General features: G+C 64.9%; 24 protein-coding genes. 14 read left to right on the forward strand and 10 right to left on the reverse strand.

The window, feature by feature from the left end:
• Positions 1–11: 11 nt before the first annotated feature.
• Both JQ603_RS22385 and JQ603_RS22390 read right to left on the reverse strand, forming a co-directional pair.
• Entirely contained in the window at positions 12–1,547 is a 1,536-nt protein-coding gene (locus JQ603_RS22385; RefSeq protein ID WP_212342596.1) for an AAA family ATPase, read from the reverse strand.
• Between the two features lie 24 nt (positions 1,548–1,571).
• Positions 1,572–2,555, reverse strand: a complete 984-nt coding sequence (locus tag JQ603_RS22390) for a zinc-dependent alcohol dehydrogenase family protein (protein ID WP_212342598.1) — start codon at positions 2,553–2,555, stop codon at positions 1,572–1,574.
• Positions 2,556–2,728: 173 nt separating this feature from the next.
• Here JQ603_RS22390 and JQ603_RS22395 point away from each other — a divergent pair, with 173 nt between their 5' ends.
• Positions 2,729–3,568, forward strand: a complete 840-nt coding sequence (locus tag JQ603_RS22395) for a universal stress protein (RefSeq protein ID WP_212342599.1) — start codon at positions 2,729–2,731, stop codon at positions 3,566–3,568.
• 65 nt (positions 3,569–3,633) lie between these two features.
• Positions 3,634–6,327, forward strand: coding sequence for a bifunctional acetate--CoA ligase family protein/GNAT family N-acetyltransferase (locus tag JQ603_RS22400; protein WP_212342600.1), 2,694 nt, complete (start codon positions 3,634–3,636; stop codon positions 6,325–6,327).
• Between the two features lie 9 nt (positions 6,328–6,336).
• Here JQ603_RS22400 and JQ603_RS22405 read toward each other — a convergent pair whose 3' ends face one another.
• Positions 6,337–6,837 (reverse strand): phage holin family protein, encoded by a 501-nt coding sequence (locus JQ603_RS22405; protein WP_212342601.1) that lies wholly within the window; start codon positions 6,835–6,837, stop codon positions 6,337–6,339.
• Positions 6,838–7,113, reverse strand: coding sequence for a hypothetical protein (locus tag JQ603_RS22410; RefSeq protein ID WP_212342602.1), 276 nt, complete (start codon positions 7,111–7,113; stop codon positions 6,838–6,840).
• 173 nt (positions 7,114–7,286) lie between these two features.
• Between JQ603_RS22410 and JQ603_RS22415 the strand changes: the two genes are divergently transcribed.
• Genes JQ603_RS22415 through JQ603_RS22425 form a run of 3 tightly spaced genes read left to right on the forward strand, consistent with a single transcriptional unit; the run spans position 7,287 to position 10,300 of the window.
• The gene (locus JQ603_RS22415) at positions 7,287–8,423 is read left to right on the forward strand and encodes an ABC transporter permease (RefSeq protein ID WP_212342603.1); all 1,137 of its coding nucleotides are present in this window, start codon (positions 7,287–7,289) and stop codon (positions 8,421–8,423) included.
• A 2-nt stretch (positions 8,424–8,425) separates the two neighbouring features.
• A complete protein-coding gene (locus tag JQ603_RS22420; protein ID WP_212342604.1) occupies positions 8,426–9,193 on the forward strand; it encodes an ABC transporter ATP-binding protein in 768 nt (255 codons plus the stop codon).
• Between the two features lie 3 nt (positions 9,194–9,196).
• Positions 9,197–10,300 (forward strand): ABC-type transport auxiliary lipoprotein family protein, encoded by a 1,104-nt coding sequence (locus JQ603_RS22425; RefSeq protein WP_212342606.1) that lies wholly within the window; start codon positions 9,197–9,199, stop codon positions 10,298–10,300.
• 6 nt (positions 10,301–10,306) lie between these two features.
• On the opposite strand, the gene JQ603_RS22430 is transcribed toward JQ603_RS22425, so the two are convergent.
• Positions 10,307–10,624, reverse strand: coding sequence for a c-type cytochrome (locus tag JQ603_RS22430; protein WP_212342608.1), 318 nt, complete (start codon positions 10,622–10,624; stop codon positions 10,307–10,309).
• Between the two features lie 158 nt (positions 10,625–10,782).
• On the opposite strand from JQ603_RS22430, the gene JQ603_RS22435 reads away from it, so the two are divergent.
• The 3 genes from JQ603_RS22435 (at position 10,783) to JQ603_RS22440 (ending at position 12,727) form a co-directional block, all read left to right on the forward strand.
• Complete coding sequence (locus tag JQ603_RS22435) at positions 10,783–11,496, forward strand: Crp/Fnr family transcriptional regulator (RefSeq protein ID WP_212343291.1); 714 nt, start codon at positions 10,783–10,785, stop codon at positions 11,494–11,496.
• A gap of 92 nt (positions 11,497–11,588) precedes the next feature.
• On the forward strand, positions 11,589–11,717 hold the full coding sequence (locus tag JQ603_RS38330; protein ID WP_271585193.1) for a hypothetical protein: 129 nt from the start codon (positions 11,589–11,591) through the stop codon (positions 11,715–11,717).
• 281 nt (positions 11,718–11,998) lie between these two features.
• Positions 11,999–12,727: a Crp/Fnr family transcriptional regulator gene (locus JQ603_RS22440; protein WP_212342610.1), complete on the forward strand. Its 729-nt coding sequence runs from the start codon at positions 11,999–12,001 to the stop codon at positions 12,725–12,727.
• 10 nt (positions 12,728–12,737) lie between these two features.
• Here the strand turns inward: JQ603_RS22440 and JQ603_RS22445 are convergent, their stop codons facing one another.
• Positions 12,738–13,514: a cyclase family protein gene (locus JQ603_RS22445; RefSeq protein WP_212342612.1), complete on the reverse strand. Its 777-nt coding sequence runs from the start codon at positions 13,512–13,514 to the stop codon at positions 12,738–12,740.
• A gap of 295 nt (positions 13,515–13,809) precedes the next feature.
• Here JQ603_RS22445 and JQ603_RS22450 point away from each other — a divergent pair, with 295 nt between their 5' ends.
• The 4 genes from JQ603_RS22450 to JQ603_RS22465 all read left to right on the forward strand — a co-directional run bounded on the left by JQ603_RS22450 (position 13,810) and on the right by JQ603_RS22465 (position 17,564).
• Positions 13,810–14,781 (forward strand): TRAP transporter substrate-binding protein, encoded by a 972-nt coding sequence (locus JQ603_RS22450; protein ID WP_018643162.1) that lies wholly within the window; start codon positions 13,810–13,812, stop codon positions 14,779–14,781.
• A gap of 66 nt (positions 14,782–14,847) precedes the next feature.
• On the forward strand, positions 14,848–15,396 hold the full coding sequence (locus tag JQ603_RS22455) for a TRAP transporter small permease (protein ID WP_212342614.1): 549 nt from the start codon (positions 14,848–14,850) through the stop codon (positions 15,394–15,396).
• Positions 15,387–16,679, forward strand: a complete 1,293-nt coding sequence (locus JQ603_RS22460; RefSeq protein WP_212342615.1) for a TRAP transporter large permease — start codon at positions 15,387–15,389, stop codon at positions 16,677–16,679. Before JQ603_RS22455 ends, JQ603_RS22460 begins: the two co-directional genes overlap by 10 nt.
• A gap of 78 nt (positions 16,680–16,757) precedes the next feature.
• Positions 16,758–17,564 (forward strand): SDR family NAD(P)-dependent oxidoreductase, encoded by an 807-nt coding sequence (locus JQ603_RS22465; RefSeq protein WP_212342616.1) that lies wholly within the window; start codon positions 16,758–16,760, stop codon positions 17,562–17,564.
• Between the two features lie 9 nt (positions 17,565–17,573).
• Here the strand turns inward: JQ603_RS22465 and JQ603_RS22470 are convergent, their stop codons facing one another.
• The 4 genes from JQ603_RS22470 to JQ603_RS22485 are packed head-to-tail and all read right to left on the reverse strand — an operon-like array spanning position 17,574 to position 21,850.
• Positions 17,574–18,272, reverse strand: coding sequence for a molybdate ABC transporter substrate-binding protein (locus tag JQ603_RS22470; protein WP_212342617.1), 699 nt, complete (start codon positions 18,270–18,272; stop codon positions 17,574–17,576).
• Positions 18,269–20,395: a xanthine dehydrogenase family protein molybdopterin-binding subunit gene (locus JQ603_RS22475; protein ID WP_212342618.1), complete on the reverse strand. Its 2,127-nt coding sequence runs from the start codon at positions 20,393–20,395 to the stop codon at positions 18,269–18,271. The genes JQ603_RS22470 and JQ603_RS22475 overlap by 4 nt, the downstream gene beginning before the upstream one ends.
• Positions 20,392–20,862, reverse strand: a complete 471-nt coding sequence (locus JQ603_RS22480; RefSeq protein ID WP_212342619.1) for a (2Fe-2S)-binding protein — start codon at positions 20,860–20,862, stop codon at positions 20,392–20,394. The genes JQ603_RS22475 and JQ603_RS22480 overlap by 4 nt, the downstream gene beginning before the upstream one ends.
• A gap of 13 nt (positions 20,863–20,875) precedes the next feature.
• A complete protein-coding gene (locus JQ603_RS22485) occupies positions 20,876–21,850 on the reverse strand; it encodes a tripartite tricarboxylate transporter substrate binding protein (RefSeq protein WP_212342620.1) in 975 nt (324 codons plus the stop codon).
• A 235-nt stretch (positions 21,851–22,085) separates the two neighbouring features.
• On the opposite strand from JQ603_RS22485, the gene JQ603_RS22490 reads away from it, so the two are divergent.
• Both JQ603_RS22490 and JQ603_RS22495 read left to right on the forward strand, forming a co-directional pair.
• The gene (locus JQ603_RS22490) at positions 22,086–24,173 is read left to right on the forward strand and encodes a molybdopterin-dependent oxidoreductase (protein WP_212342621.1); all 2,088 of its coding nucleotides are present in this window, start codon (positions 22,086–22,088) and stop codon (positions 24,171–24,173) included.
• A gap of 129 nt (positions 24,174–24,302) precedes the next feature.
• Positions 24,303–25,085: an enoyl-CoA hydratase/isomerase family protein gene (locus JQ603_RS22495; RefSeq protein ID WP_212342623.1), complete on the forward strand. Its 783-nt coding sequence runs from the start codon at positions 24,303–24,305 to the stop codon at positions 25,083–25,085.
• The last annotated feature ends 33 nt before the right edge of the window (positions 25,086–25,118 follow it).

Consider the following 25,118-nt stretch of genomic DNA (forward strand, 5'->3'; position numbering starts at 1 on the left):
CCTTGCCCGCGTCAATCAGATTGCCTTGCTTGCCTTGCGATCGCGTCCCGGCAGCTCTGGAGCGTCTGCTCCCGTGTGCCGGATGCATCGATGGTCGCCCACCCGATGTGACCGATATTATAGTGCTCTTGCTGCGCGGCAACCTCCTGCGTGGCATCGGAGGCATCGCCATGGCGGCCGCCGATGCGGGCCTGACGGGTCGCAAGGTCGGCGACGAGGAATAGTCCGCTCAACGGCACATTGCGTTCGCTGGCCAGAGCGGCCAGTTCGTCCCGTTCAGACTCGCGTGCAAAGACCGCATCGATGATGACGGAATGGCCTTGCGCCAGCGCCCGTCCGGCACGCTGCGCCAGCAGCTCGTAGACGCGCGCGGTGACCTCAGGCCGGTACGTGGACGGCGGCAGTCGGTCGGTGTGTCCCACCTGAAACAGCTGCTTGCGGATGACGTCGCTGCGCAGCACGACGGCTCCCGGCTGCGGCGCGACGTAGGGCGCCAGGGCGCGGGCGAGGACGGATTTGCCGGTGCCTGATAGTCCGCCGACTGCAATCAGGCGCGGGGCGGGGGGAGCGATCAGAGCCCGGGCGAGATCGAAATAACGACGGGCTTCGCCGAGAATTCCGCTCAGGTCGGCATCGGGCCGCGTCAGCCGCGCCAATGCCACCTGCGCACGAATTGCCGCGCGAATGGACATGAACAGGGGCAGGGCGGACAGCGCATCGAGAGTTTCGACGGGCGAGGTGGTCAGATACTGGTTCAGCACGATGTTGGCTGCCGCGGCCTGGTCATGGCTTAGCAGGTCCATCAGGGCGAATGCGAGATCGTAGAGCACGTCGACGGTTGCCATCTGCGCATCGAACTCGATGGCATCGAACAGGACGGGCTGTTCGCCGATCAAGACGATGTTCGCAAGATGCAGGTCGCCATGGCAACGGCGCACGAAGCCCTGCCGGCCGCGCTCCTCGAGCAGCGGCTGCAGGCGCAGCAACATCGCGTGCGAGGCCTCGCCGAGCTGCTCGATCTTCTCGGCTTCGAGATGGTTGCCCTTCCGCAGGCCATTGCTGTTTGCATCGATGAGGCCCGGGATGGAGGCAACCCATGCCTTGCCGTTGGCGCTGGGCGCCGCCGCATGCGAAGCCGCGATGGCGTCGGCGGTTGCCGAGGCGAGGCTCGCATCGAGCGGACCGGCCTTCGCCAGATGATCCAGCGTCCGGCTTTCATCGAAGCGGGACATGTCGACCGCATACTCGACCGGCCGGCCACTGCCGTCGACCTTCAGCGATCCGTCCGCCTCCTCGGTGATCGCCACGACGCGATGATAGATCTGCGGCGCCAGTGGCCGGTTGATCCTGATCTCTTCCTCGCAGGCCGCCTTGCGTTTCTCGAGCGTCGAATAGTCGAGGAACGGAAACCGGACGGCTCGCTTGATCTTCAGCGCCCGCGGTCCGTCGAGAAAGACCGAAGCGGCATGGGTATCGATCCGCGTCACGCCGGAATGGGTGCAGAGCGCCGCGAAGATCCGTTCCTGGGCAGCCGTTTCGTCTGTCATCGGAGCTGGTGTTCCAAGATGCGGTCAGGGCTTCAGCACGGCGGCGCCGAGAACTTGTCCATTCCGCAGCTTGTCCAGGACCTCATTGGCCTGATCGAGCGGGAACGCGGTCGTTTCGGTGCGCACGCCGGCTTGCGGGGCGATGCTCAGAAAATCGAGACCGTCTTGTCGGGTGAGATTGGCAACGGAGATCAACTGCCGTTCCTGCCAGAGCAGATCATATGGGAAGCTCGGAATGTCGCTCATATGGATGCCGGCGCAAACGACGCGGCCGCCTTTGCGAACGGCGCGCAAAGCGGCCGGCACGAGTTCGCCGGCAGGCGCGTAGATGATGACGGCGTCGAGCGGCGTGTCCGGCGTCTCGTCCGAAGCGCCGGCCCAGACGGCGCCGAGCCGGCGTGCGAGGTCCTGTGCGGCCACATCTCCGCGCCGCGTAAACGCATGAACCGATCGCCCCTGCCAGACGGCGACTTGCGCGACGATGTGGCCGGCGGCACCGAAGCCGTAGATGCCGAGCCGCTCGGCCTTGCCGGCCAGGACCAGCGAACGCCAGCCGATCAGGCCAGCACACAGCAGAGGGGCGAGAGCCACGTCGTCGCCGGCCTCGCCGAGCGGAAAGGCGTAGCGCGCGTCGGCGATCACGTGCGTTGCATAGCCGCCGTCCCTTGTATAGCCGGTGAAGAGCGGGCGGTCGCAGAGGTTTTCCATTCCCTCCCGGCAAAACTGGCAATTTCCGCAGGTGAAGGCGAGCCAGGGAATGCCGACCCGGTCGCCCAGCGCATGGGTTGTGACATTGGGGCCGATGAGATCGACGCGGCCGACGATTTCATGGCCGGGCACGATGGGATAGCGGATGTCGGGCAGTTCGGCATCGACGACATGAAGATCGGTCCGGCAGACGCCGCAAGCGCTGACCCTGACCCGGATCTGGCCCTCGCCCGGGATTGGATCGGGGCGCTCCTCCATCCGGAGCCGCGTTCGCGGGGCCGCCAACACCATCGCACGCATCAGTCTCTCCGGGGCAGACCGCTCCGATCGAACTATCCATAGAATGGCAGCGCGCGGCCAGTCCTTGACTTCCGTCAATGCCCGTCCTTGCCGGTCGGGCAGTTCCCGAGGCTTGACGAGGATCAAGCATCCTGACGAAAGCCGGCCTATTCTGGCAGCTAAGGAGAATGCCGATGCCCATCAAGGACGTCTTTCTGCCGCTTGTCGGCCAGCCGCGTGGACCGGCCCTTGCAGTGATCGAGAAATGCGTTTCTGTCGCCGCCGATCTCGGTGCCAGGATCACCGCGCTTGCGCTCGAGGAAGATCTCTTCGTGCGACCGAAAGTGCTGCTGCCCGACGATTTCGAGGCCGCCGAGGCGAGGGGGACGCCTGCAGCCGGCGATGTGCAACGTCTGCTGGACGCCTTCACCGGTGCGGCATCCCGCGCCAACGTTCGGGCCCAAAGCCGGTCGGGCAAGGTGCCGGCGGATCAGATCGCGCCGATCCTGGCCGAACATGCGCGTTTCAGCGATCTCATCCTGGTCCCCGTGAAGCCGCATGACAGCCGAACGGAGCATATCATCGAGACGCTCCTGTTCGAATCCGGGCGACCGCTGTTGCTGTGCCCGGAACAGCATGTGGAGGTACTGCGACCGGAATTCGAGAACGTCATGATTGCCTGGGATCACTCCGCGCGTGCGGCACGCGCAGTTGGCGACGCGATGCCTGTCCTTCAGGCTGCGGCCTCGGTCCGCGTGGTAACTGTGGCAGACGACAAGACGGACGAGATCGTGCAATCCGGAACCTCGCTCGTCGAGCATTTGAGGGAACACGGTGTCTACGCCTCGTTCGAAACGGCGAAGGGCGGCGGCAGCTCGGTCGGCAAGGTGCTCGGAAGCTGGGCGAATTCCAACGCCATCGATGCGATCGTGATGGGGGCCTACCATCATTCACGCCTGAACGAGATCGTTTGGGGCGGTGTGACAAAGACCGTCATTGGCCAGCCACCGTGCTGGGTTATGATCTCGCACTAGGCTCGCCGTCAGCTTTCCAGCCTGATCACCATCGGAACCGCCCCCGACCGGGCGCATTTGCTTTCATGTCAACCTATCGCCTGAAGAATCTGCTGTCGCCGCGTTCAGTCGCGCTTGTCGGTGCGAGCTCCCGCCCGGTCTCCGTGGGACGCGCCGTTCTGGAGAACATTCGCAAGTCTGAGTTCACGGGACAGTTCGGCCTGGTGAATCCGCGCCACGCGGAGATCGCCGGCGTTGCCTCGGTCAAGAGCCTGGACAGGCTGGAGTTTGTGCCCGAACTGGTGGTCATCACCGCGCCGGCGCGAGAGGTTCCCGGCATCATCGACCAGGCCGGGCGGCGCGGCTCGGCAGGCGCGTTGATCGTCTCGGCCGGATTGGGCCATGGGCCGGGATCGCTGCAGGAGGCCGCAATCGCTGCAGCCCGCAAATACGGCATGCGGCTGATCGGGCCGAACTGCCTCGGCATCATGATGCCCGGCGTGAGCCTCAATGCCAGCTTTGCCGCGCACATGCCGGGAGCGGGAAATCTCGCGCTGATTTCACAATCCGGCGCGATCGCCGCCGGCATGGTGGATTGGGCCGCGCAGCGCGGCGTCGGCTTCTCCGGCATCGTCTCGATCGGTGATCAGATCGACGTCGACATTGCCGACCTGCTCGACTATTTCGCGTTGGATCACAAGACCCGCGCGATCCTGCTCTATATCGAGTCCATCAAGGACGCGCGCAAGTTCATGTCGGCGGCGCGTGCTGCGGCGCGCGTCAAGCCGGTCGTCGTGGTGAAGTCCGGCCGCATGGCGCAGGGGGCAAAGGCGGCCGCGACCCATACGGGCGCGCTCGCGGGCGCCGACGCCGTCTATGATGCGGCGTTCCGCCGTGCAGGTGTCCTGCGGGTTTCCGATCTGCGCGAGCTGTTCGACTGCGCCGAGACGCTCGGTCGCGTCGAATCGCCGAGCGGAAAGCGGCTGGCCATCCTTACCAATGGCGGCGGCATCGGCGTCCTCGCGATCGATCGTCTGGTCGAGCTTGGCGGCATCCCTGCGACCATCTCGGCCGATGGACGCAGAAAACTCGACGACGTGCTGCCGCCGACCTGGTCCGGTGCAAATCCCGTGGATATCGTCGGTGACGCCGATGCCTCGCGCTACGCCGCGGCGCTGGAGGTTCTGCTCGCCGATCCCGACAATGATGCCGTCCTCGTCCTCAATGTGCAAACCGCGATCGCTTCGGCCGCCGACATCGCCACGACCGTGACGGAGCTCGTCGGCAAATATCGCAAGCAGCACGGCCGATGGTCGAAGTCCGTGTTGGCCGCCTGGGTTGGAGCCGACCAGCAGATTGTTCGGGCGCTGTCCGACGCCGGCATGCCGAATTATCCGACCGAGGACGATGCCGTGCGCGGTTTCATGCATCTGGTCCGGCATCGCGAAGTGGTCGAGGAGCTGAGCCAGGTTCCCCCCGCGATGCCCGACACGTTCGTACCCGACGCCCGGGCTGCCAGGCAGATCGTCGCCGCAGCCATCGCCGACGGCCGCAAATGGCTCGAGCCTGTCGAGATCAAGCACCTGCTCGAAGCCTACGACATCGCGATGGTGCCGACCTATGCCGCCGGTGATGTCGAGCAGGCCGTGGTCTGCGCGAACGAGATTTTTGCACAAGGCGGGACCGTCGTGCTGAAGATCATGTCGCGCGACATCGTGCACAAATCCGATGTCGGCGGCGTCGTGCTCAATCTGACGACGGCGGAGGCGGTGCGCGCGGCCGCTACCGATATTCTTGCCCGGGCCAGGAAGCTGCGGCCCGAGGCCCGCATCGGCGGCGTCATCGTCCAGGCGATGGTCGTCAAGGCGAAGGCGCGCGAGCTGATCCTCGGTCTTGCCGACGATCCCACCTTCGGCACTGTCGTGGTGTTCGGCCGGGGCGGAACGGCGGTGGAGATCATCAATGACAAGGCTCTCGCGCTGCCGCCGCTCGATCTGCAGCTTGCCCGTGACTTGATTGATCGCACGCGGGTCTCGCGGCTGCTGCGCGCCTATCGGGACGTGCCTGCCGTCAAGCAGGACGCCGCCGCCATGGTGCTGGTCAAGCTGGCGCAGATGGCGGCCGATATTCCGGAGATTCGCGAGTTCGACATCAACCCGCTGCTTGCGGATGAGACCGGCGTGACGGCGGTCGACGCCCGTGTCGTGGTGGCGCCGTCGCAGCGGAAATTTGTAGGCTCTGGCCCCGCCAACTTCGCCGTTCGCGCCTATCCGTCGCAGTGGGAGCGTCGCCTCAAGCTCAAGGACGGCTGGCGGATCTTCGTGCGGCCGTTGCGTCCCGAGGACGAGCCGACCATCCACGAGTTCCTGCGTCACGTGACGCCTCATGACCTTCGCCTGCGCTTCTTCGCGCCGATGAAGGAGTTCACCCACGAATTCATCGCGCGGTTGACCCAGCTCGACTATGCTCGCGCGATGGCGTTCATTGCGTTCGACGAGGCGACCGGCGAGATGGTCGGCGTCGTCCGGCTCCATTCGGATTCGATCTACGAGAGCGGCGAATATGCGATCCTGCTGCGATCCGATCTCAAGGGCAGGGGGCTCGGATGGGCCCTGATGCAGCTGATCATCACCTACGCGAGGTCGGAAGGGCTGAAGGCGATCTCGGGCGATGTGCTTCAGGAGAATACCGTGATGCTCGAGATGTGCCGGCAACTCGGTTTCGAGGTCAAGCCGGATCCGACCGAGCCTGATATCTGCGACGTCCGGCTCAAGCTCTGAGCGCCTCTGCTAGGAGGGCGCTTCAGCCGAATTTGCAGCGGCGGATGTCTTGCCAGATGTCTTCGCAGTGGTTCGCAAAGACTTGACGATAATCGCGATCAGGGGCACCAGCACCGGCACAATCGTGCTCAGCGGATGATGCACCGCGCCCGACACCTGAGCCTGAAGCGCGCGTGCCTCGAGCTGAAGGGCCTCGATGGAGGCGCCATGGATCTCATTGGCGAGCTCGATGTCGCGGCCGGACGGAGCGCGGCCGGCAATGACGAAGAGGACCGCCGCAATGGCAAAATTGACGGCGCCGAGAATGGCGGCCGCGGCGATGGCGCTCCAGATCTGGACCAGCGCGAAATAGGCCGACAGCTCCAGCATCAGGAGCCCGAACGCCGCGATCAGCGCCGCAAAGGCGCGCAGGCCGAGGCCCGTCAGGAGGTGGCGCAGCCTGATGTCCGCGATGATCCTGTCGGTGCGCCATAAGAGGCGCAGATGTTTGACGACATTCTCGCTATTCACCTAGTGTCTCCTCAGCATGAAGCCGACGACCACGCCGAGCGCGAAGGCCGAGGCGAGCGATGTGATCGGGCGCTCCGTAATGAGGCCTTGAAGCTGCTCCTGCTCGTCGCTGACGGTCTCGCCGAGTTCGGCAAGCGCGGCCTTGATCTGATCGGCCAGAGCCTCGGCACGCTCCTTCGAACTGTCGAACATCTCCTCGCCGGCCGTGCTCAAGAGGCGCGTGACGTCCACCTTCAAAGTCCGCAGTTCTTCGCTCATCCTGTCGCTGTCGAACATGGATTTGATGTCTCCATTGAATGGAACGAACCTAGGGCCCGCCGGCACGACTGCGCTTGACCTGCGTCAAGACGTCGGCAGGTTCTGCTCTTGAGACAAGTCAAACCGGCCGCCACACGCTGGCCTAGAAGTGGCGGCTGAATGGGGATCAGTTGTCCCGATGAGGTGGAAGCGTGAACACCGAACCGCTGTTGCTGGCAACGCCCTCTGGCGATGGGCTGAAATTGCGCCCGGAAGGGCCGTGGACCGCGGCGAATGTGGCCACGCTCGAAACTCTGTCCCGGTCGGTCGGAGCCGAGGTCGATCGGTCGAGAGTTGTGACCCTGGACATGTCGGGCATCAGCGCGCTGGACACGCTCGGCGCTTGGGTCCTGGAAAAGCTGTCGCGCCGGGCCGCCTCATCGGGCAGGCCGGCGGAATTCGTCGGTGTCGCCGACCATTTCAGCGGCCTCATGGAGGAGGTGCGCCAGGTCAACCGCCATCCGTCGGCGCCGACGTCCGCAGCCAATTCGGTTCTGCTCAGGTTGAACGATCTCGGCAAGGCCACGGTCGGTGCACGCGAAGACGTCACGATCTTCCTTCAAATGCTCGGCGCCTTGTTCATGGCCGTCGCGGGGGTGCTGCGCCGGCCGCGTACGCTGCGGCTGACGTCGCTGGTCTACCAGCTCTACCGCATCGGGTGGCAGGCGATCCCCATTGTTGTTCTGATCACGTTCCTGATCGGCGCCATCATCGCCCAGCAGGGATTCTTCCATTTCCGCAGGTTCGGCGCGGAGTCCTACACCGTCGACATGGTCGGCATCCTGGTGCTGCGCGAGCTCGGCGTGCTGATCGTCGCCATCATGGTTGCGGGACGTTCGGGCAGCGCCTACACCGCCGAGCTCGGTTCGATGAAGATGCGCGAGGAGATCGATGCTCTCTCGACCATGGGGCTCGATCCCGTCGACGTTCTGATCCTGCCCCGCGTTGCGGCTCTGGTCATCGCGCTGCCGATCCTGGCCTTCATCGGATCGATTGCCGCGCTCTATGGCGGCGGCCTGGTCGCGCAGTTCTATGGCGACATGGGGCCGGCGATCTACATCGCACGGCTGCATGAGGCCATTTCCGTCACCCATTTCGAAGTGGGCATCCTGAAAGCGCCGTTCATGGCGCTGGTGATCGGGATCGTCGCCTGCAGCGAGGGCTTGCGCGTCAAGGGCAGCGCCGAGTCGCTCGGGCGGCAGACGACGACGTCGGTGGTGAAGTCGATCTTCCTGGTGATCGTGCTTGACGGCCTGTTCGCGATCTTCTTCGCCTCGATCGGAATGTGACGATGGGCGAACAACAGGAAGAGCTCGCGATCAGGGTTCGCGACCTCGTGGTCGGCTTCGGCCGCCAGACCGTGCTCGACGATCTGTCGCTCGACGTCCGCCGCGGCGAGATCCTCGGGCTGGTGGGTGCGTCCGGCGGCGGCAAGTCGGTGCTGATGCGGACCATCATCGGCTTGATCCCGCGCCGGAGCGGCACCATCGAGGTCATGGGGCAGCCGATCGGCGGCCGCACGCAAGGCGCGGCCACGGCCTGGGGCATCCTGTTCCAGCAGGGCGCGCTGTTCTCCTCGCTGACCGTCCGCCAGAACGTCCAGTTTCCGCTGCGCGAAAATCTCGTCCTGTCGCAGGAGCTGATGGACGAGATCGCGATCGCCAAGCTCGAGATGGTCGGATTGCGGGCGCAGGATGCCGACAAATATCCGTCGGAGCTGTCGGGCGGCATGACCAAGCGCGTGGCGCTGGCGCGCGCGCTCGCGCTCGATCCGCCAATCCTGTTCCTGGATGAGCCAACATCCGGCCTCGATCCGATCGCCGCCGGCGATTTCGACGCGCTGATCAGGACCCTGCAAAGGACCCTCGGGCTGACCGTGTTCATGGTCACCCATGATCTTGCCAGCCTCACCACGGTCTGCGACCGCGTCGCCGCGCTCGCCGACGGCAAGATCGTCGCAATCGGGCCGATGCGCGAACTGCTGCAATCCGAGCATCCCTGGGTGCGCGCCTATTTCCACGGCAAGCGCTCGCAGATGCTGCAACACGAGATGAGATGAGACATGGAAACCCGCGCTCCCTACGTGCTGATCGGCAGCTTCGTGCTGGCCGCGATTGTCGCGGTGTTCGGCTTCGTCTATTGGCTCAACAACACCGGCGGCATCGGGCCGCGGACGAACTATCACGTGCAATTCCAGGGACCGGTGCCGGGCCTGCTGGTCGGTGCCGGCGTGCTGTTCAACGGCATCCGCGTCGGTGAGGTGACCCAGCTCGGGCTAGCGCCGGACAACCCGCGCTTCGTCAACGCGACGATCTCGGTAGCTTCAGCGACACCCGTGCGCGCCGACACCAGGGTCGGGCTCGATTTCCAGGGCTTGACCGGCGTGCCGGTGGTGACGCTCGAGGGCGGCATGATCGTCGCCAGGTCCGGCGAGCCGCTGACCTTGATCGCCGAGGCCGGTGCAGGTCAGAGCATGACGCAGGCCGCGCGCGACGCGCTGCGGCGGGTCGACACCGTGCTGGAGGATAATTCCGGTCCGCTGAAGGACACCATCGCCAATCTCAAGACATTCTCCGACGGGCTCGCGCGCAACACCGGCAAGATCGACGGCATCCTGGCAGGCCTCGAGAAGATGACCGGTGGCGGGACGCCCGCGCAGAAGATCACCTACGATCTGCGCGCGCCGCAGAACCTTGGCCCCGCCGGCAAGACTTTCTCCGCGTCGCTGGCCATTCCCGAGCCTACCGCGGTCGCGATGCTCCAGACCCAGCGCATGCTGTTCTCTCCCGTGGGTGACAACCCGGGCTTTGCCGATTTCCTGTGGGCCGACAGCATCCCGAAGCTGGTCCAGGCGCGGCTGATCGACAGCTTTGAAAATTACGACATTGCCCATGCGCCCTTGCGCACCACCGACCTTGGCCAAGCGGACTACCAGCTTCTGATCGATATCAGGCGCTTCCGGATCGCCACGGAGGGCGAGATAAGGGTCGAGATCGCCCTGTCGGCGCGGATCGTTGACAAGAACGGCAAGGCGGTCGCGTCCCGCATCATTGAGGCCAGCGAGAAGCTCGACAAGGTCGAGCCGGCGGCCGCCGTCGCGGCGTTCGACACGGCTTTCGCCCGCATCGCCAAGGAACTGATCGGCTGGACGGTGCAGGCGGTGTGAAGCTCGTTATTCCAGCGTCTTCAGGTAGGACAGCAGATCGTGGATCTGGTCCGGACTGAGCTCGAAGGCGGGCATGTCGGCGTGACCGGTGTAGATGCCTTCCGCCAGCGCCTCGCCAAGGGTCTCGATCGGATAGCGCCGGTGCAGGAAACGTAGCGGGGGCGCGATCTTGAGCGGGCTCTCCGAGACGCGGTCGATCGCGTGGCAGCGCGCGCAATTGGTCCGTGCAAAGGCCTTGCCGCGTTGTTCGGCGGTGGGGGCCGCCAGTGCAGGCGTGATCAGAAGCAGGCCAACCAGGCCCTGGCGGAGTGCGCGCTGAAACATGGAAGGCGGGGTCCCCTCGAACTCTCGGCACAGAATAAAGGGGGGGAGGGAGGCCAAAATTGATCTGGGTCAACCGCGTTTGTGGCAGCGCAGTAAAATGCAGTCGCGCGTGGCGGACTCGGCCTGGGGCGGAGCTGGGCCGACGCTTGGAGCGGTGGATGAAGCCTTCCGTGGTCACGATTGAGCCGAACGGACATTTCTGCAGCGATTGTGCCGTACGTGGATCGGCCGTCTGTTCGTCGCTGGACGCGGCAGAGCTCAAGGAATTCGAGCATCTCGGACGCCGCGTCCATTTCTCCTCGGGCGAGACCGTGTTCTCCGAGGAGGACATCACGACCTCGTTCTACAACGTCCTTGAGGGCGTCATGCGGCTGTACAAGCTGCTGCCCGACGGCCGGCGACAGATCGTGGGTTTCGCGTTGCCCGGCGATTTCCTAGGGATGAATCTTTCCGGCCGTCACAATTTTTCGGCCGATGCAATCGGTGCGGTGACCGTCTGCCAGTTCGCAAAAGCGCCCTTTGGCCGTTTCATCGAGGATCGTCCGCAGCTGCTCAGGCGAATCAACGAGCTGGCTATTCGCGAGTTGAGCCAGGCACGCGACCATATGGTTCTGCTCGGCCGCCGCTCGGCGGACGAGAAGGTCGCGGCTTTCCTGCTCGGCTGGCGGGAACGGCTGCTGGCGCTCAAGGGGCCGTCCGACACCGTTCCGCTTCCGATGAGCCGCCAGGACATCGCCGACTATCTCGGCCTGACCATCGAAACCGTCAGCCGCACCTTCACCAAGCTCGAACGCCACGGTGCGATCGAGATCATTCACGGCGGAATCAGCCTGCTCGACCCGGCACGAGTCGAGGCTCTCGCCGCAGCCTGACGGGCTTTCCACAAGGCTCTCGTTTTTTTGATCCCGATCAATGACGCTCGGCACCCGCCGCAAATAATGCCCTCAAACAATCCGGGAGGAGCATGATGCCTGCTGACGCGTTGCTGATGACCATTGTCGTCGTGGCGATCTTCGTCACTTTTGCCGCAGCTCTGGCGTGGGCGGACCGGCAAACCAGCGCAGGCCGGATTGACCCTGATTCCAAGCGCTGAAGCTCCTGATCGTAGGTCCCATTTGATATATTAGCGGTCGATTCTAGCCCGGCCGGCTTTGGGACGTTCGGCAGCGCCTCAACGCAATTGCGACTTGCGGTGTCTGCAACTCTGCATCGACCCGACTGCACTGACGCATCCTTCGGATGCCGACGACCGGCCGGGTCGAGGCAATTTCGCCGCATTTGGCTAAAACCGCGGGCATGCTTTCCGGTTGAAAAGCCGGGCAACACTGACTACGCAGGAACTCCAGTGCCTCGCAGTCTTAGGAGCCCAGCGGCGTGCCTCAGGACAAGACCGGCGACCCCCGGCAATCAGCGGGCAACAAATTATCGGTCCTGCGCAAGCACCCGATCTTCGCGGATCTGGAGCCGGAGGCGCTCGATCAGCTTTGCCGCTACGCCAAGCACACCACCGTGAAGCGCGGCGCAACGATCGCCGCCAAGGGTGATCCCGGCAACAACCTGTTCGCGGTGATCACCGGAACGGTGAAGATATCGTCCTCATCGCCCGACGGGCGGAATGCGATTCTCAACCTGATCGGCCCCGGCGAGATCTTTGGCGAGATCGCGGTTCTCGACGGTGCGCCGCGATCGGCGGATGCGACCGCCAACACCAATTGCGAGCTCTACATCATCGACCGCCGCGACTTCCTGCCGTTCGTGAAGAGTCAGCCGGCGCTGGCGATGAAGTTCATCGAACTGCTCTGCGCGCGCCTGCGCTGGACCAGCCAGCAGGTCGAGCAGGTGATCCTGCAAAATCTGCCCGGGCGGCTGGCAAGCGCGCTGCTCGGCCTCACCGAGGAGCGCAAGCTCGACTCAGGCAGCGGCACGCTCGCCATCACCCAGCAGGAGATCAGCGAGATGGTGGGCATGACGCGCGAGAGCATCAACAAGCAATTGCGCGCCTGGGCTGGTCGCGGTTGGGTTCGTCTCGAGCATGGTGCCATCGTGGTGCTCGATATCGATGCGTTGCGCGAACTCGCCGAGAGCGGCCTCGACGGCGAGTGATGCGTCGCGTCTAGTTGTCGATGATGGCGACCGCGCGGGTCCAGCCCGCGGAGGCGCGTTCGATCTTCACCGGGAAGCATGAGACCGTGAATCCGGTCGAGGGCAGCTGATCGAGATTGTGCAGCTTCTCGAGATGGCAATAGCCGATGTGCCGTCCCGCCTTGTGACCTTCCCAGATCAGGCCCGCGTCTTTCGTTTCGGCATATTTCTTTGCGGTGTAGATGAACGGCGCGTCCCAGCTCCAGCCATCGGTGCCGGTCAGCCGCACGCCGCGCTCGAGCAGATACATGGTGGCCTCATAGCCCATGCCGCAACCCGAGTTGACGTAGCTGGCCTCGCCGAATTTGGCGCCGGCGCTGGTGTTGACGACGACGATCTCGAGCGGCGATAGCGCGTGCCCGATGCGCTTGAGCTCCGCCTCGACGTCGCCGGCAGTCACGACATAGCCGTCAGGCAGATGCCGGAAGTCGAGCTTCACGCCGGGCTGAAAGCACCACTCCAGCGGCACCTCGTCGATGGTCCATGACCGCTCGCCGCGGTTCATGGTCGGGTGAAAGTGCCAGGGCGCGTCGAGATGCGTGCCGTTATGCGTCGACAGCGAGACCTGCTCCACGGCCCAGCCCTGGCCGTCCGGCAGGTCTTCCGCCTTGAGGCCGTCGAAGAACTGCAGCATGCGCGGCAGGCCCTGCCGGTGGTCGATGTACTGGATCGTCGGGTGATTGCCGGGCGGATCGGATGTCACGTCGTTTCGCAGTGGCACGGAAATATCGATCAGCTTCCGCGGCATGGGCATTTCCTCGAGGCAGTCCGGTGTTCGGGACATCTTGAGAGGGCGCCATTGGAGGCGTCAAGTCACGTGGCAGCGACGTCCAGCCAGCCCGCCAAACTCACCATAGTGCGAATTGCGCCAGAAATCGATCGATGCAACTCTTGCATTGATCGATGCTGGATTTGGCTTGGACAGAGAATGCCGCCCGCCCTAGGGACGACATTGGCGCTTGACTTCACGCCTGAAGTGGAGCGACCCAAGACGGCCCGCAGCCTGCCCGACAACGACATAATCACCTCAGGAGGAAGCCTAGATGAAGACACTCACCGGTATCATCGCAGCCGCCGTGCTGGCGGTCTCAGCGCCCCTGGCCACCGCCCGCGATTTCCGCTCCGCCGACATCCATCCCGCCGACTATCCGACCGTCGAGGCGGTCAAGTTCATGGGCAAGCAGCTCGCGACGGCGAGCGGCGGCAAGCTTGGCGTGAAGGTGTTTCCGAACGGCGCCCTGGGCTCGGAAAAGGACACCATCGAGCAGCTCAAGATCGGCGCGCTCGACATGATGCGGATCAACGCATCGCCGCTGAACAACTTCGTGCCCGAAACCATCGCCCTGTGCCTGCCCTTCGTCTTCCGGGACACGCAGCACATGCGCACCGTCCTTGACGGGCCGATCGGCGACGAGATCCTGGCGGCGATGGAGCCCGCGGGCCTGGTCGGCCTTGCCTATTACGACAGCGGCGCCCGGTCCATCTACACCGTCAAGGCCCCGGTCAAGTCGCTTGCCGACCTCAAGGGCCTGAAGATCCGCGTCCAGCAATCCGACCTCTGGGTCGGCATGATCCAGAGCCTCGGTGCCAACCCGACGCCGATGCCCTATGGCGAGGTCTACACCGCGCTCAAGACCGGCCTCGTGGACGCCGCCGAGAACAACTGGCCCTCCTACGAGTCCTCACGCCATTTCGAGGCGGCCAAGTTCTACAACGTCACCGAGCACTCGCTTGCGCCCGAAGTTCTCGTGATGTCCAAAAAGGTCTGGGACACGCTGAGCAAGGAGGATCAGGCGATGGTCCGCAAGGCGGCCAAGGAGTCGGTGCCGGTCATGCGCAAGCTCTGGGACGAGCGCGAGCAGGCCTCCCGCAAGACCGTCGAGGCGGCCGGCGTTCAGGTCGTCACGATCGCCAACAAGCAGGAGTTCGTCGACGCGATGAAGCCGGTGTACCAGAAGTTCGCCGGCGACGAGAAGCTGCAGGGCCTCGTCAAGCGTATCCAGGACACGAAGTAAGAGCACGGCGGATCGGGTCCGGCGTCGCCGCAAGGTGGCACCGGACCCTCGCGAGGGAGGCGCGCGATGACAGACCCACACGTCGCAGATCACGAGCAGGAGGAAGTCGGACGTCCGTCCACCGGCCTGTTGTCACGGATCAATGCCCCCATCGCGCGCCTGGGCATGTATCTGTCGGTGACCGGTCTGCTCGTCATCGTCACCATCGTGTTCTACCAGGTGTTCGGACGCTACGTGCTCAATTCCAGCCCGACCTGGACCGAGAACCTTGCGCTGGTCCTGATCCTCTACGTCACGCTGATCGGTGCCGCCGTCGGCGTGCGCGATGCCGGACACATCGGTATGGACAGTCTGCTGGTCATGCTTCCGGATCATGTGCGCGAGAAGATCGAGATCGTGATCCACGTCCTGGTGGCGATTTTCGGCGTCGCGATGGTTTACAACGGCTGGATCCTCGGCGCGTCGGTCGGGACCGTGCATATCCCCAATCTCGGCCTGCCTGAGGTGATCCGCTACGTGCCGCTGATCGCTTCCGGCGTCATGATCGTCTCCTTTTCAATCGAGCACATCATTGCTCTCCTGCGCGGCGAAGAGGTCGTCCCCTCATGGAACTGATCATCCTCGGCGCCACCTTCTTCGGCTTCCTGATCCTCGGCGTTCCCGTCGCCTTCGCGATCGGCCTCTCCGCGATCTGCACCATCCTCTACGAAGGCCTGCCGGTCGCCGTCATCTTCCAGCAGATGATGTCGGGGATGAACATCTTCTCCTTCCTGGCCATCCCGTTCTTCGTCTTCAGCGGCGAACTGATGCTGCACGGCGGCGTCGCCGACAAGATCGTGAAGCTCGCCAAGAATCTCGTCGGGCACATCCGCGGCGGCCTCGGCATGTCGAACGTGGTCGCCTGCACCTTGTTCGGCGGCGTCTCCGGCTCGCCCGTGGCCGATGTGTCGGCGATGGGCGCGGTGATGATCCCGATGATGAAGAAGGAAGGGTTCGACACCGACTACGCCGTCAACGTCACCACCCATGCCTCGCTGGTCGGAGCCTTGATGCCGACCAGCCACAACATGATCATCTATGCGCTAGCCGCCGGCGGCAAGGTCTCGATCGGCGCGCTGATCGCCGCCGGCCTCCTGCCGGCGCTGGTGCTGATGGTGTGTATGCTGGTCGCTGCCTACGCGGTCGCGGTGAAGCGCGGTTATCCCGCAGGCAAGTTCCCGGGCTGGGCCGAAGTGTTCCGTTCGCTCGCTGCCGCGTTGCCCGGCCTGCTGATCGTCGGCATCATCCTTGCCGGCATCTTGTCCGGCGTCTTCACGGCCACCGAATCCGCAGCCGTTGCGGTCACCTACACGATCCTGCTGACCTTCTTCATCTACCGCACCATGACCTTGCGGAACTTCCTGCGGGCCGCGGCCAAGGCAGTGAAGACGACGGGCGTGGTGCTGCTGCTGATCGGCGTCTCCACCATGTTCCAGTACCTGATGGGTCTCTACGAGGTGGCCGACTTCGCCGGCGACCTCATGAGCAAGGTCTCCACGCAGCCCTGGATGATCTTCCTGCTCATCAACGTCATCCTGTTCGTGCTCGGCACGTTCATGGACATGGCGGCGACCATCCTGATCTGCACCCCGATCTTCCTGCCGATCGCGATGAAGGCGGGCATGGATCCCGTGCAGTTCGGCATGCTGATGCTGATCAACTGCGCGCTCGGGCTGAACACCCCGCCGGTCGGAACGACGCAGTTCGTCGGCTGCGCCATCGGCGGCATTTCCGTGGGCGCGGTGATGCGCACCATCCTGCCGTTCTATGCCGCGCTGATCGCAGCGCTGATGTTCGTCACCTACGTTCCCGCCTTCTCGCTGTGGCTGCCGCGCCTCTTGATGGGATACAAGGGATAGCTGCCGTGCGTGCGCCGGCACTTGGCCGGCGCGCTCGCCTTGCGTAGTTTGCGTCACAACAACAGGGAGAATCTGTCTGTGACCGACTATCGCAAGCTCTTCGATCTCACCGGCAAGACGGCCGTGGTGCTCGGCGCCGCCTCAGGGATCGGCAAATCGTCGGCCGAGGCGCTTGCCGGGCTCGGCGCCCGAGTCGTCTGCGCCGATCGGGCGCTTGACGCGGCGGAGGCGACCGCCGCCGGCATCCGCGACAAGGGTGGTTGGGCCGAAGCAGCTAGCTGTGACGCTGCAATTGCCGCGGACGTCAATGCGCTCGCCAAAATCGTGATGCAGAAATTTCCGCGGCTCGACATCGCCGTGACGACGCCCGGGCTCAACATCCGCAAGACCATCCTCGACTACACCGAGGAGGATCTCGACCGCGTCCTCAACCTCAACGTCAAGGGCACGGTCTGGTTCTTCCAGGCCTTCGGCCGCATCATGGTCGAACAAAAGGGCGGCAGCATCATCGCCTGCTCCTCGGTGCGCGCTGTCACCATCGAGCCCGGCCTTGGCATCTACGGATCGACCAAGGCGGCGATTGGCCTCTTGGTGAAGGGCTTTGCCTCCGAGGTCGGCCATGCCGGCGTGCGCGTCAATGCCATTGCTCCGAGCATCGCCGAGACCGCGCTGACCGGCCCGTTCAAGCAGCGCCCCGACATCTACAATCTCTATGCCGGCCACACCGTGTTCAACCGCTGGAGCAGCGCCGACGAGGTCGCGACCGCTGTCGCTTATCTCGCCTCGGACGCCGCGAGCTATGTCAGCGGCAGCACGCTGTTCGTCGACGGCGGCTGGACCGCGGTCGACGGGCCGCCGACCGGCCTCACCCAATTGCACAAATAGGACGGCTGTCTAGCTGGCGAAGCCCACGCGCTGGCGCAGTTCCTTCCGGTCTGCGCCAGTCAGCAACGCAATCAGCGCGGCGGCCTCGTTCGAATGTGCGGCTCGCGCGGTGACGCCCGCCGTGTACATCGTCACGAGCTCGCAGCCCGGCGGCAACGCCCCCGACAGCGCGATGCCGTCGGTGGCGACGATCTCGGTCGCCTGCGTGCAGCCGATCGGCCGCGTGGCGGTGGAGGCCGCAAGCTCCCGCATCGCAGTCGCGCCGTTTGGAAATATCTTGAGGCGCGAGGCGACCTCGTAGGCGATGCCGAGCTGATCCAGCACTTTTGCGAAATGTTGTCCCGCCGTGGACGCCTTGATATCAGGGACGTAGATAGCGTCCGCGGAACGCAGCACCTCGCGCAAATCGGCTTCGGTCTTCGCCGTCACCCTGGGATCACGGTTGCGGACCGCCAGCGCGGTCTCGACCCGTCCGACATCCGCGATCGAGGAGGGAACGACGAGTTTCTCCCCGGCAAGCTTCGCAAGCAGGGCCTGCGTCAGGATCACGAGATCGGCCGGCGCTCCCGCGCGCAGCTTGTCGGCCATGATGCCGACCGCGCCGAATTCGCCGTCAATGCCGAAGCCGGTCTGCGCCTTGAAGGCTTCAGTGAGGCCGCGCACCAGGCCCTGCGCCGCGCCGCCGCTCAAGATGTTCACTGTCGTCACGATGCAAGCTCCATGGCTGCAATGATCCTTTCGCGCGTGATCGGCAGGTCGCGCACGCGCACGCCGAGGCAATCGAACACGGCGTTCGCGATTGCCGCCGTCACCGGGCCGTGCGCGGCTTCGCCGGCGCCGACCGGCTCGATCTCCGGCCGCTGGATGATCTCGACATCCACCGCCGGCACCTCGCTGAACGTCAGGATCGGATAGTCCGTCCACGAGGTCGAGGTGATACGCGACCGGTCGAAGCGAACGCGCTCTTTCAGCACCCAGCTCGTCGCCTGGATGGCGCCGCCCTCGATCTGGTTGATGACGCCGTCCGGGTTGATGGCCTCGCCGACATCGACGGCAAGCGTCAGCCGTTTGACGCGGATGTCGTCGGCGCCTTCGATCTCCGCAATCGCGGCGCAATAGGCGCCCGTGTTCTTGTAGCGGGCAAAGCCGACGCCGTGGCCGATGCCGGCCTGCTTCTGCGGTTTCCATTGCGCGCGTCGGGCTGCTGCGGAGACGACGTCGCGCGCCCGCTCGTCGCGGAGATGGCGCAGGCGGAATGCGATCGGGTCCTCGCCGCGCAGCGCGGCGATCTCGTCGAGCAGGGACTCGATGGCGAACACATTGCCTTGTCCGCCCAGCGTCCGCAGCGCCGAGGTGCGCACCGGCATCGTCAGCAGCCGATGGCTCGTGATCGTCCAGGCCGTGAAGTCGTAGAGCGGAACGGAGTTACGATCGCCGCCACCGCCATTGGCGGCAGGCGGATTGGTCGAGATCATGCGCGGGTGAGGGTTCGCGATCTCGGTCGCTGCGAGCAGCGCCGGCTGCGCCGCGCGCCCCGGCCTTGCGGCGTGGCCGTTGCTCCAGATCGCATGGCGCCAGCCGACGATCTCGTTGTCCGCATCGAGGTCGGCCTCGATCTCGATGGCCATGGCCGCGCCAAACGGCGCGTGGCTCATCTCGTCGTGGCGCGACCACTGGACCCGGACCGGTCGGCCGCCGGCGGCTTTCGCCAGCAGCACGGCATCGAGTGCGACGTCGTCGGCCGCGTTGTGCCCGTAGCAGCCGGCGCCCTCCATGTGCTCGACGACGATGTTGTCGGCCGGCAGCTTGAGCACGATCGCGAGATCGGCGCGCAGCAGATAGACGCCCTGGCTGTGCGTCCAGACGTGGACACGATCGCCGTCCCATTGGGCCATCGCGCAGGAGGGCGCGATCGAGGCATGGGCGATGTAGGGGCGGGTGTATTGCCGGCGAAGAGTCTGGGCGGGCTCGCGCGGCGACGAGGCCGGCCTGGTGTCGATGATGGTTGTCTCGACCGGCTGGCCTTTCAGGAAGCCCGCGAGATCATCTTGATCGGGCAGCGGCTCGCCGGCCGACCAGGTCGCGCCCTTGCGCAGGGCCTTGAGTGCGACTTCCGCCGCTGCCTCCCCGTCAGCGACGACGCCGGCAAAGCCGCCGTCGCGGGCGATCGCGACGAGGCCGGGGACGGCGCGTGCGGCTGTTTCGTCGAGCGCAATCAGCCTGGCACCCGAGATGTCCGGCCGCAGTACGCGTCCGTGCAGCAATCCAGGCAATGCCCAGTCATGGATGAAACGCGGCTGAGCGAACACCTTGTCGGGAATATCCATGCGTTGGATGGAATGTCCGGCGATGGCGCGCTTGGTCGCAAGCTTCGCTGTCACGCCTAGTGTGGCGTCGTGGTCGAGCGAAACATCGCCGGCAAGCTCCCAATAGCTGGTGCTGATATTGCCGGGACCGGAGATCGTGCCGTCATCGACATCGAGTAACGCCTCATCGACACCGAGGCGCTCGGATGCCGCAAACAGGAAGCGCTGGCGCACTTCGGCACAGACCTGGCGCAGCGCGCGGCCGGATTGCTGGATCGACAGGCTGCCCGAGGTGACACCTTCGTTCGGGCTGGCTGCCGTCGAGGCGCGGATCATCTCGACCTTGGAGATATCGACGTCGAGCTCGTCCGCTGCGATCTGCGCCAGCGCCGTGACGATGCCCTGGCCGATCTCGACCTTGCCGGGCGAGATCGCCACGCGGCCGTCGCCGCTGAATTTCACCCAGGACGACAGCCTTGGATTGGCTGCGAGACTCATCGGCAGTTTCGGGGCAGGAGAGGTCATGAGGCGGCCATCTCCGAAGCGGCGCGCAACACCGCGCGCACCATGCGATTATGGGATCCGCACCGGCAGAGGTTGCGATCGAGCGCCTCTCTGACCTCAGCCTCCGTCGGCGACGGATTGTGTTTCAGCAGCGCCGCTGCGCTGATCAGGATTCCCGAGACGCAATAGCCGCACTGCATCGCCTGTTCGGCGATGAAGGCGCGTTGCAGCGGATGCGGCTGCTCTGCCGTGCCGAGGCCTTCCAGCGTGACGACATCCTTGTCCGCGACCGACCACATCGGCATGTCGCAGGAGGTCATCGCGCGGTCACCGACTATGACATGACAGGCGCCGCACTCACCGGCTCCGCAACCGAAATGCGCTCCGGTGATGCCGAGCCGGCCGCGCAGCACGTCGAGCAGCATCTGGTCCGGATCGGCGTCCACGGCGATCGCTGTGCCGTTGAGCCGGAATTGAACGGAGGGCATGAGCAGCGCGGCCTCAGGACTTGTCGAACTTCTTGACGACATCGGCCCATTTCTCGATGTCGCCGCGCAGGAACTTGTCGAATTGCTCCGGCGTCATGGACATGGGGACGGCACCCTGTTCGGTCCAGAGTTTTACGATGTCTGGCCTCTTCACCATTGCGTTCACGGCAGCATTGAGCTTCTCGATGACAGGCTTGGGTGTGCCCGCGGGCGCCATCAGGCCGAGCCAGATCGTGGCCTCATAGCCGGGAACGCCGGCTTCGATCGCGGTCGGAGCGTTCGGCAGCACCGCGGAGCGCTGCTTGCCTGTGGTGGCGAGCGGACGAACCTGGTTCTCGGCGATGTTCGGCGCCATTGCCGGCACCGCGTCGATCATCATCTGCACCTGTCCGCCGATCACGCCGCTGCGGGCTTCGCCGCTGTTGCGGTAGGGGACATGGACGATGTCGATGCCGGCCATCGCTTTGAACAACTCGCCGGCCATGTGATACGGAGTGCCCTGACCGGAGGAGGCGTAGTTGAGCTTTCCGGGCTGCGATTTGGCGAGCGCGATGAACTCGGCAAGCGTCTTCACCGGGACTTGCGGGTTCACCACGATGACGAGATCGGAATAGTTGACCGGCGCGATCGGCGCGAGGTCGCGCATCAGTTCGTATTTGCGCTTGTCCGGTGTCAGCAGCGATTCATTCGCGGTCTGGGTGTTGGACATCATCAGCAGCGTGTAGCCGTCGGCCGGCGACTTCGCAGCTTCCACCGTGCCGATGACGCCGCCCGCGCCGGTGCGGTTCTCGACGACGAAGGGCTGGCCAAAGCTCTCCTGGAAGGCGTTGCCGATCAGCCGGGCCGCCACATCGGCCGGCCCGCCCGCCCCGAAGGGGACGACGATCCGGACCGCCCGCGTGGGATAGTCTTGCGCCGATGAGGGGGCCCCGGCGAATGCGCCGAGCAGGCCGGCGGCCAGCGCCAGCATGAAGCTTCGGGCTGTCATGCCCACCTCCCTGATGTCGTTCTTGTTGGCCGGCACTCTAGCGGCAGGCAATGCGGACTGTCGACGCCTCAGAAAGTCGATGGCGTCAGGGAATATCGGGCGGTTTTCGGTGTGGCTGCGGCCCATTTCGCGCTTGCGGCGGGAACCGGCTGCACACGCGGATTGAGCAAATCGCATGGGCATTGCCGGATAAATGCGCTCGGCTGGCTGGTATTTTGGTGTTACGAACTGAGACATGAACCAGCACGCCAAGATCGAAATCCGCCATTCGACCTGCCCGCACGATTGTCCCTCGGCCTGTGCCCTCGATGTCGAGGTGGTCGAGGGTCGCAGCATCGGCCGCGTCCGCGGTTCGAAAAAGCAGACTTATACGGCCGGCGTCGTCTGCGCCAAGGTCGCCCGCTACGCCGAGCGCATCCATCACCCTGAGCGGGTGACGTTCCCGATGCGCCGCATTGGGCCGAAGGGCTCCGGTCAGTTCGCGCGGATCTCGTGGGACGAGGCGCTCGACGAGATCGCGGAGCGCTTCAACCAGGCGGAGCGCGAGTTCGGCGCGGAATCGATCTGGCCCTATTACTACGCCGGGACGATGGGCCTCGTGATGCGCGACGGGCTCAACCGTCTGACGCATGTGAAAAAGTATTCGCGCTTCTATCAGACCATCTGCGCCAATGTGGGGCGCATCGGCTATGCGATCGGCACCGGCAAGATCGCCGGCGTCGACCCGCGCGAGATGGCGCTGTCCGACCTCGTGGTGATCTGGGGCACCAATCCCGTCAACACCCAGGTCAACGTGATGACGCACGCCTCGCGTGCCCGCAAGGAGCGCGGCGCGAAGATCGCGGCAGTCGACATCTACGACAACGAGACCATGAAGCAGGCTGACATCAAGATCATCCTGCGTCCGGGCACCGACGGCGCGTTCGCCTGCGGCGTCATGCATGTCCTGTTCCGCGACGGGTATGCCGACCGCGCCTACATGGACAAGTACACGGATTGCCCCGCCGAACTCGAGGCGCACCTGCGGACGCGCACCCCGGAATGGGCGTCTGCGATCTGCGGCGTGCCGGTCGCGGAGATCGAGGCCTTTGCGAAGGCGGTCGGCGAGACCAAGCGGACGTTCTTTCGCTATGGCTACGGTTTTACGCGCAGCCGCAACGGCGCCGTGCAGATGCATGCGGCGAATTGCATTCCGGCGGTGACCGGTGCCTGGCAATATGAAGGCGGCGGCGCATTCTTCAACAATTACGCGCTGTGGCACTTCAACGAATCCATCATCGAAGCCCATGACGCGGTCGACCATAGCGTCCGCGCGCTCGACCAGTCCAAGATCGGCCGCATCCTCACCGGCGATGCCGAGGCCCAGCTCGGCAAGGGGCCGGTCAAGGCGATGCTGATCCAGAACACCAACCCGATGACGGTGGCACCGGAGCAGGCGCTGGTCCGGCAGGGCTTTGCGCGCGAGGATCTGTTCGTGGCGGTGCACGAGCAGTTCATGACCGAAACGGCGCTGATGGCCGATATCGTGCTGCCGGCGACCATGTTCATGGAGCACGACGATCTCTATTACGGCGGCGGGCACCAGCACATCTCGGTCGGGCCGAAGCTGATCGACCCGCCCGGCGAATGCCGTTCCAATCATGAGGTCCTGCAGGCGCTGGCGCCGCGGCTTGGCGCGAAGCATCAGGGCTTCGAGATGACGCCGCGCGAACTGATCGACGCGACGCTGAAGCTGAGCAACCACGGCGATATCGGCGGCCTCGAAGCGGATCTCTGGCGCGACCTGCAGCCGGACTTCCGCACCTCGCATTTCCTCGACGGCTTTGCCCATGCCGACAAGAAATTCCACTTTAGGGCGGATTGGGCGCACCCGCCGTTCGGCGTGACGATGGGCGATTTCGACAAGATGCCGGGGTTGCCGGACCATTGGGCCGTGATCGAGCATGCCGACCAGGCCCATCCGTTCCGGCTCGCCACCAGCCCCTCGCGCAGCTTCCTCAACACCACCTTCAACGAGACGCCGTCCTCGCAGGCGCGCGAGGGCAAAGCGAGCGTGATGATCCATCCGCTGGATGCCGCGCCCCTCGATATCGCCGACGGTGACGCCGTGACGCTCGGCAACAGCCGCGGCGAGACCACGCTGGTCGCAACGCTGTTCGAGGGCGTGCGACGCGGCGTCTTGATCGCGGAGTCCGTTCACCCCAACAAGAACCACATCGGCGGCCGCGGCATCAACATGCTGACGGGCGCGGACACGATCGCGCCGATCGGTGGGGCCGCATTCCACGACAACAAGGTCTGGATCAGGAAAGCGGTCGCCTGAGTGCGCCCGGCGATCGCCACGCAATTTGTGTCGAGGCGCTAAAGCGGCGCCGCGCCGCAGTTTGCGCTTGCACCTCTCGCCCGAGCTGCCGCAAATGGCGGCAAACGGGAGCAAGGAAGCGAGCGTGCCATGACCGACACCACAGCCGTCATCACCGAAAAGCGCGGGCAGGCGTTCTGGATCACCATCAACCGGCCGGAGAAGCGCAACGCGCTGAACGGCGACGTGATCGCCGGCATCACCAAGGGCTATCGCGATGCGCATGAGGACAAGGACGTCCGCGTCATCGTGCTGACGGGTGCGGGCGACAAGGCGTTCTGCGCGGGCGCGGACCTGCAGAATTCCGGCGCGGCGTTCGCGATGGATCATTCCAAACCCAACGTCGACTATGCCGATCTGCTGCGCCTGTCGCAGAACGCGACCAAGCCGGCGATTGCGCGGGTGGGCGGCGTCTGCATGGCCGGCGGCATGGGCCTGCTCTGCATGACCGACATGGCGGTTGCCGCCGATCACGTCATTTTCGGCCTGCCCGAGGTGAAGGTCGGCGTATTCCCGATGCAGGTGCTGAGCCTGTTACAGAGGATCGCGCCGCCGCGGCTCGTCAACGAATGGGCGCTCACCGGCGAGCCATTCGATGCGAAAGCGGCGCAAGCTGCGGGGCTCCTCAACTATGTGGTGCCGGCGGCTGAACTGGACGCCAAGGTCGATTGGCTGATCGGCCGCATCGTCGACAAATCCCCCACCGCGATCCGCCGCGGCAAATACGCCATGCGCGCCATCGCCGCGATGTCGTTCGACGAGAGCATTGCCTACACCGAAAGCCAGATCGCGCTGCTGGCGATGACCCAGGATGCCAAGGAAGGGCTGAAGGCGTTCAGCGAGAAGCGGAAGCCGGTCTGGACGGGAAGGTAGGAGAGGCGGTGTCGCGCGTACTTCGTAGGGTGG

Origin of the sequence: Bradyrhizobium liaoningense (assembly GCF_018130825.1) — a bacterium.
GTDB lineage: Bacteria > Pseudomonadota > Alphaproteobacteria > Rhizobiales > Xanthobacteraceae > Bradyrhizobium > Bradyrhizobium liaoningense_B.